This window comes from Salinispora cortesiana (genome assembly GCF_000484695.1).
GTDB lineage: Bacteria > Actinomycetota > Actinomycetes > Mycobacteriales > Micromonosporaceae > Micromonospora > Micromonospora cortesiana.
In genome coordinates this window covers 1-6,660 of the sequence record NZ_AXVR01000103.1, presented here as the reverse complement: position 1 = coordinate 6,660, position 6,660 = coordinate 1, and the positions used below count along the sequence as shown (strand labels likewise).

6 protein-coding genes and 1 pseudogene are annotated in these 6,660 nt (G+C 69.7%); 4 read left to right on the top strand and 3 right to left on the bottom strand.

The features are described 5' to 3' along the window. Nucleotides 1-83 precede the first annotated feature (83 nt). Nucleotides 84-817: pseudogene (locus K228_RS27845) on the bottom strand (carbohydrate kinase family protein); the annotation flags it as partial. 187 nt (nt 818-1,004) lie between these two features. Here K228_RS27845 and K228_RS0123550 point away from each other — a divergent pair. The 4 genes from K228_RS0123550 (at nt 1,005) to K228_RS0123535 (ending at nt 5,754) form a co-directional block, all read left to right on the top strand. Next, nucleotides 1,005-1,502 carry a YcxB family protein gene (locus K228_RS0123550; RefSeq protein WP_025620592.1) on the top strand — a complete coding sequence of 166 codons (498 nt, stop codon included), beginning with the start codon at nt 1,005-1,007 and terminating at the stop codon, nt 1,500-1,502. Nucleotides 1,503-2,070: 568 nt separating this feature from the next. Next, the gene (locus tag K228_RS0123545) at nt 2,071-3,282 is read left to right on the top strand and encodes a sensor histidine kinase (protein WP_025620591.1); all 1,212 of its coding nucleotides are present in this window, start codon (nt 2,071-2,073) and stop codon (nt 3,280-3,282) included. 54 nt (nt 3,283-3,336) lie between these two features. Then, nucleotides 3,337-4,002, top strand: coding sequence for a response regulator (locus tag K228_RS0123540; protein WP_025620590.1), 666 nt, complete (start codon nt 3,337-3,339; stop codon nt 4,000-4,002). 318 nt (nt 4,003-4,320) lie between these two features. Continuing rightward, nucleotides 4,321-5,754, top strand: a complete 1,434-nt coding sequence (locus tag K228_RS0123535; RefSeq protein WP_029723933.1) for an alpha/beta hydrolase family protein — start codon at nt 4,321-4,323, stop codon at nt 5,752-5,754. A 285-nt stretch (nt 5,755-6,039) separates the two neighbouring features. Here the strand turns inward: K228_RS0123535 and K228_RS27840 are convergent, their stop codons facing one another. Next, nucleotides 6,040-6,279, bottom strand: coding sequence for a hypothetical protein (locus K228_RS27840; protein WP_080671687.1), 240 nt, complete (start codon nt 6,277-6,279; stop codon nt 6,040-6,042). A 127-nt stretch (nt 6,280-6,406) separates the two neighbouring features. Continuing rightward, on the bottom strand, nt 6,407-6,660 hold a 254-nt coding region (locus tag K228_RS29265), incomplete at its 5' end, for a hypothetical protein (RefSeq protein ID WP_223160761.1).

Genomic DNA, 6,660 nt, shown 5'->3' with positions numbered 1-6,660 from the left:
CACAGCCATACCCGACGAGCCCAAGACATCCACCAGCTACAATGCCGGCCCCTCAATCATCGACAGGCGTCAGACCCGCGAAGAATCAGGGCCAAGCAAAGGCCGGCGACCAGCGAGCCCAGCTGGCCGGCCCGGACCAACGACAGATCCCAGGAGAGTGCGGCGAAGAAGCCCGCGCGGAATGCGTCGCCGCTACCGGTCGGATCCGGGGTCTCGACAGTGGCCGGCACCGCAACGTGAAAGGTGGCACGTCTCGTTCGGCGATCTCCACGCCATCCTTGCCCAGAGTGGTAACGCGGACCCGGACCAGTTCCAATAGTTGCTCGTCCGTCAGGCCAGCCTTGCTCTGCAGCAGCGACTTCTCGTACTCGTTGGTCAGCAGATAGTCGGCTCCGGTGATCAGCTCCAGGACCTGCTCGCCGTTCATCCGCGGCAGCTGCTGCGAGGGGTCAGCGGCGAAGGGGTAGCCATTCGCCCGGCACTCGGCGGCCTGCGCGAGCATCGCGCCGGGGTCGCTGGCACCGATGACGACCATGTCCAGCCGCCGATCTGCTCGGCCACCGGGAGCAGCCGGATGGCTCCGGTCTCGGCCATCGCGCCAGCGTAGAAGCTGGCTATCTGGTTGTCATCGCGATCGGTGGCGCAGATGAAGCGCGCGGTGTGCGCCTTGTCGCTGACGTGGATGACGTCGCACTCGACGCCGAGTCCACGCAGCGAGGCCCGGTGCTCCTCGAAGTCCTTTCCGACCGCACCCAGGAGCACCGGTCGCATGCCCAACTGTGCCAGGCCAAAAGGCGATGTTGGCGGCGACGCCGCCAACCGGGGTCCCGGCGCGTCCGGCCAGCCCGTGAAGGACGTACGCGCACCGGCACGGCTGCGCTCGCCGGTGCGCGTACGCCTAGCGCTGATGTGCTAGCCGGTGCTGGTGTGACCGGCAGCGGCCTGCGGGACGGCATCTGACACGCAGCTGCCCGTCGGGCCTGTGGGGGCACTATCGTTCTGGCGTGCACATCCGTTTTGACGTCCCGGCCGATCCCGCCTACCCGAGCCGCGTGGCCGCTGCGCTCACCATTGATCAGCTACGCAAGTACCTATACGTCGGCGCGGTGCTGGCAGCGGCGGGGGCGGCTGGCCTCGCCGTATCGCGGAGCCTCGGGTGGGGCGACCAGATCCAGCCGCTGTGGCTGACGATGCTCATGGGTGGCCTACTGGCGATGCTGTACTGGCCATGGGTCCGGCTGCGCGCCCGGCGTCGGTCCAGTGACTACGCTGTCGAGGGCGCCTATGAGATTACTGACGACAACATTCTGATGCGCAGCGGCTCGCAGACCAGCGGCATCGCCTGGGACGGGGTCGATCGGGTGAAGGACACCCCCGAGTTCTGGGTCCTGTACGTCGGTCAGATGCCGGCGACCGTAATCCCCCGTCGGTTGCTCTCTGCCGAGGACGCCGAGACGCTCCGCGCCTACCTGGCCGAACGCGGGCTGCTTCAGGCCCGATGAGATGTCCTTGGTGACCAGGCGGTACACCATCACGTCCGGCGGGGCGGGTGCGCTGTCCACCCCCCGCAGGATACGGACCGGTCCCGCCACCGCAGCATCATCCGGCGGGATGTCATCCACCGGTGTGTCCTCCGACCTCAGGTCGACCTGAAGTCGGAGGGTGACGTCCAGGACCGAGGACAGGATGGATGCCGCCACCGTTTTGATCGCGCCACTCGACAGCGCGGAGGCCGAGGCAGGGGCGGCACGGCGCCGGCAAAGACATGACGCGTTGGTGAGCATCTCCCCCGGCGTCGGCCTGGTTGACGGGGTCTGTGGGACGGGACGGGCGGTGGCCGCCGTTGGTGTCGATGGTGAAGCGGTTCTACCGCTCGTCGCGGTCGGGCCTGTGTTCGATCTGCTGGACGTGCTGGTGTTGGAGCCGACCAGCGCCGAGCGGGGCGTGCTGGACGCGGTGCGGTACGACTGTCGGACGGTCCCCGCCGCTCCAACCAACTTCGCTGCACGGACGGTTCGTCGCGGAGGATCTGCGGGTACGGATCGGAGTGCCCCACGCCCCGTACCCTGGATGACCGTGGACCGCATGATCTTCGGCCGCCCGCTGCGCAGCGTCGCCTTCGACGTCGCCGTCTCCGGGCTGGTGGCGCTGCTCGCGGTCGCCTGGATCTCGGGTGAGCCGGGTGGCTGGATCGCCACCTTGGTCGGGGTCGTGATGGCGGCGGTCCTGCTGTTCCGGCGGACCCACCCGTCGGCGGTAGCGGCGGCGGTGGCCGCGCTCGCGCTGGTGCAGGTGGCGGTCGGCTGGGGGCCGCTGGCCTACGACATCGGGGTACTGATCGCCCTCTACAGCGTGGCCAAGTACGCCAACCGACTCCGCTATGGCATCGGCGCGGGGCTGGTCGCTGCCGTCGGTGTGGTGCTGGCCGCTCTCCAGGTGCGCGGACCGGCGCCTTGGTGGTCGAGTGCGCTTTGGCTCGGGTCGGTCACCGGGGCGGTCTGGCTGGTCGGGTTGAACGTGCGGACCCGCCGGCTGTACGTGCTCAGCCTGGAGGAGCGGGCCGCGACGCTGGAACGGGAGCGGGAGGCCGAGGCCAGGGCCGCGGTGGCCGAGGAGCGCACTCGGATCGCCCGGGAGCTACACGACGTGGTCGCGCACACCATGGCCGTGATGATCGTGCAGGCAGACGGGGTGCGGTTCACCATCGACCGGAACCCGGCCATCGCTCAGGAGGCGGCCAAGGTGGTGGGGGACACCGGGCGGCAGGCGCTGGAGGAGATGCGCCGGCTGGTGGGCGTACTGCGGGAGCCGGCAGACGCGGCTGGGCCCGACGGCGTTCTCTCCGCCGAACCGGCGCACCGCCGGCCGGCGCTGGTCGGGCTGCCCGACCTACTGGACCACTTCCGCGCCGCCGGTTTGGCGGTCACCTGCGCCACGTCGGGCGAGCCGACGGTGCTGCCACCGGGTCTGGAGCTGACCGTCTACCGGGTGGTGCAGGAATCGCTGACCAACACGCTCAAGCACGCCGGGGTGGGCGCGTCCATCGAGCTGGTTTTCGACTGGTCCCCAGCCGCCGTCGTGGTCCGGGCCGTGGACGATGGGCGCGGCCGGTCGCTGGTCCGTCCGGCACCGTCGGGCGGACACGGTCTGGTCGGCATGCGCGAGCGGGTAGGAGTGTACGACGGGAGCCTCACCGCCGGCCCCACGTCCGCCGGTGGATGGCGGGTCGAGGCGCGGCTGCCGCTACCGTCGGCACCTGACACGGAGGAAGCTCCGCCGTGAGGACGAGGAGTGAGTCGGGTCTACGAGCCCCGCAACCACGAACAGAGGTGTGACATGGCCGTCCGGGTGGTGATCGTCGACGACCAGGCGCTGGTGCGTGCCGGCTTCCGCATGGTGCTCGACTCGCAGCCCGACCTTCATGTGGTCGGCGAGGCGATCGACGGCGCGGACGCGCTGCGCGTGCTGGACCGGGTCGGGGCCGACGTGGTGGTGATGGACCTACGGATGCCTACCATGGACGGAGTGGAGGCGACCCGGCGGATCGTCGCCCGGCCCGCCGACCGCCGGCCCCGGGTGCTGGTGCTCACCACGTTCGACACTGAGGCGGACGCCTTCGCCGCGCTACGGGCCGGGGCCAGCGGCTTTCTGTTGAAGAACGTGCCGCCGGAGGAACTGCTGGCCGCGATCCGGGTGGTCGCCGAGGGCGACTCGGTGGTGGCCCCGTCGATCACCCGGCGGCTGCTCGACCAGTTCGCCGGCCAGCTCGGTCCCGGCCCGGCGGAGGACCCGCGGCTCGCCCAGCTCACCGAGCGGGAACGCGAGGTGCTGCTGCTGGTCGCCCAAGGCTTGTCCAACGCCGAGATCGCCACCCGGGTGCACATCGCGGAGGCAACCGTGAAGACCCACGTCGGGCGGATCCTGGCCAAGTTGCAGCTCCGTGACCGGGTCCAGGCCGTGGTGCTGGCGTACGAGAGCGGACTGGTCACGCCCGGCGGATGAGCCGGCGTATGCAACGGTGCTTCCGAAGATCCATTCGGCTGACGGCAGACCGTTCGGTGACTCTCGTCCTGACCCCGACGCCGTACGAACCGAAGCCACGCAGCGCGACATTCCACGCGTCAGTGCGCGAGCTGGGCGCCGCCCGGCGATCGCGTCGATCACTGACAGTATCCAAGGCCAGGCCGAGCTCGGGCTTGGGCTTGGGCTTGGGTGCGACCTCTGAACCATGGTTGCCGGTTGGTGTGCGACCTGAGTCGTACGCGGACCGGTGACCTGAGGTGGATACGGCCGCCGGGCTGGTCGGCCGATAGTGGAAAGATGATTCAGTTCTTTTGGGGCGGGATGTCACTGCCCGAAAACGTTGCGGTACTCGGTGCCGTTGGGCTGGTACTCGCCCGTTGGCTGCCGCCCGGTGTCCGCCGCCCGACCACAGTTGCTGCGGGGGCGGTGGTGGCGGCGTCGACGGTGGTACTCGTCGTCGTCGGGTTGCGGTGGCAACTGGTGCCGGTGCTTGTGGTTGCGGCGGTGATGCTGTCGCTCGCCGTGCCCGCGCTGGTGCGCCGACGCGACGGGCGGCCAGCGTGGCGGGCTCGGTGGTGGCTGGCGTTGCCGGGGACGGTGGTGTGTTTAGGGCTGATCGCTACCGGGCCGGCCGCCGTGTGGGCACTGCCCGTACCGGTGTTCCCGCGACCGTCGGGACAGTTCGCGGTCGGCACCTCCGTGCTGCAGTGGACCGACCCAGACCGCCCCGAGACCGCCACGCCCGCCCCGGACGACCGCCGCACCGTCGTGGTGCAGCTGTGGTACCCGGCGCGCCCGAGCGCCGCGGGCGCCGAGCGTGCCCGGTACGCCGGTCGCACCGCGCACGAGGCGCACGTCGTGTTCGGCGCCCTGGCAGACTATCTCGGCGTGCCCGGCTTCCTTTTCGACGGCGCCGCGGACGCCCGAACCCGGTCGGCGCCGGACGCGGCCGTGGCCGATACCGACGGAAGTTTCCCTGTCGTGCTGTTCTCGCCAGGGCTCGGCGGTGTGCGCACCCAGAACACCGCCTGGGCGGAGGAGCTGGCCAGCCGGGGTTACGTCGTCGTGGGCGTCGACCATCCATACGACTCCGCCGCCGTTGTCCTCACCGACGGCACGATCGTCCGTACCCTGGTCGCCGCCACCGGCGACGACGCCGAGGACGAGCGGCGCGCGAATGGCTGGACCGCGGTCCGCGCCGCCGACCTCAGCTTCGTGCTGACCCAGATGGGCCGCCTCGACCGCGGTGAGATCCGGGGACCACTCACCGGCCGCCTGGATACCGACCGGGCCGCAGTGACCGGCCACTCCGCCGGCGGAGCCGCCGCCCTGCTGGCCGCCCGGCAGGATGCCCGGTTCGCAGCCGTCATCGACATCGACGGCGCCCCCCGCGATCCCGACCCGGGGCCGTTCCATCAGCCGGTACTGGCGCTCTCTCAACCCGTCGACCCGGCGGTGAACCCCACCTACCTTCCAGCCCTGACCCACGTGCTGAACCTCAGCACAGAGACTGGCTACCTGCTCGTCGTCCCCGGATCGGCACACGCGACGTTTACCGACGCGCCGCTCTTCCTGCCGCCAGTCCCCTCGCTCGTCGGCACCCTGGGCCGCACCGACGCGCTGCGCATGACCATCGCCACCACGGTCGCGTTCCTCGACGCCACGCTGCGCAATGCGCCGGGCGATCTCGCCGCGCTGCTCACCGCGTATGGCGAGGCCACCGTGTACTGACCCGGCGTCCCGCGTGAAGCTCTGGGTCAATGAACGCAGGCGGGATGGCTCAGGCGGGCGGAGCTGACGAGGAGACGCGGGCCGAGCCGCGACCGGATCCGGGGGCCGGGGGCCGGGGGCCGGGGGTCGGGGGCCGGGGGCGACGGTCGCATGCGCAACGACGTCTGGCCCTCGTGGACGGCGCGGGTTCGAGCAGGGCTTGGCGCAGCAGCAGCCGGTTAAGGCGCGGGCAGGACTCGTTCGAACGATCAGCGCGACTTTGCCGGGTCCCTGCCGGCGATGCGACTAGTCAAGCAGGGGCGGGTCGCACTCTTCAATTAGCGCCCATGCGTTGAAGAACTTTGGCTGTGGACCGAACAAATCGTCAAGAAAACGTGTCGCTACCTCATAGCGGTCGTCGCCGGGCAGCCAGATCGAATCGCACTCCGGACAAAGCAGAAACACTCGACCGTCCTCGCGAACCCGGTACCAGGCTTGCCAGTCCTGTTTGCATCCTGCGCATTCGATCCCTTCGGAGTCGCCCATCCAGGCATTCCTAACTATTATATTTGCATTCTCTTGGATCTACTATTGATGCCAAAACAACGCGCATTGCGGACAGTGCATCGTCCTTTGCCGCTCGCCGGAACGCAACGCTACACCCGGGCAGCAACTACTTCCAGACGAATTCCAACCGGTCCGCGTCGACCACTCCGGCGCGGCGTGCCGGCTTCACGATGATCCGGTCCAGAACCAGCGCCAGCATCTCCCGCCGCCGCTCCAGCGGGGCGTCTACCCACCACTCGGCCAACGCCTCCGGCGTCGCCGGCAGCACCTGCAACCGCGCCGGGACTGCGTAGATTTCCGTGTTTGACCTGGGTGTGGTCCGTTGGACAGGACGTTGATCCTGTCCAGGAAGGACCACGT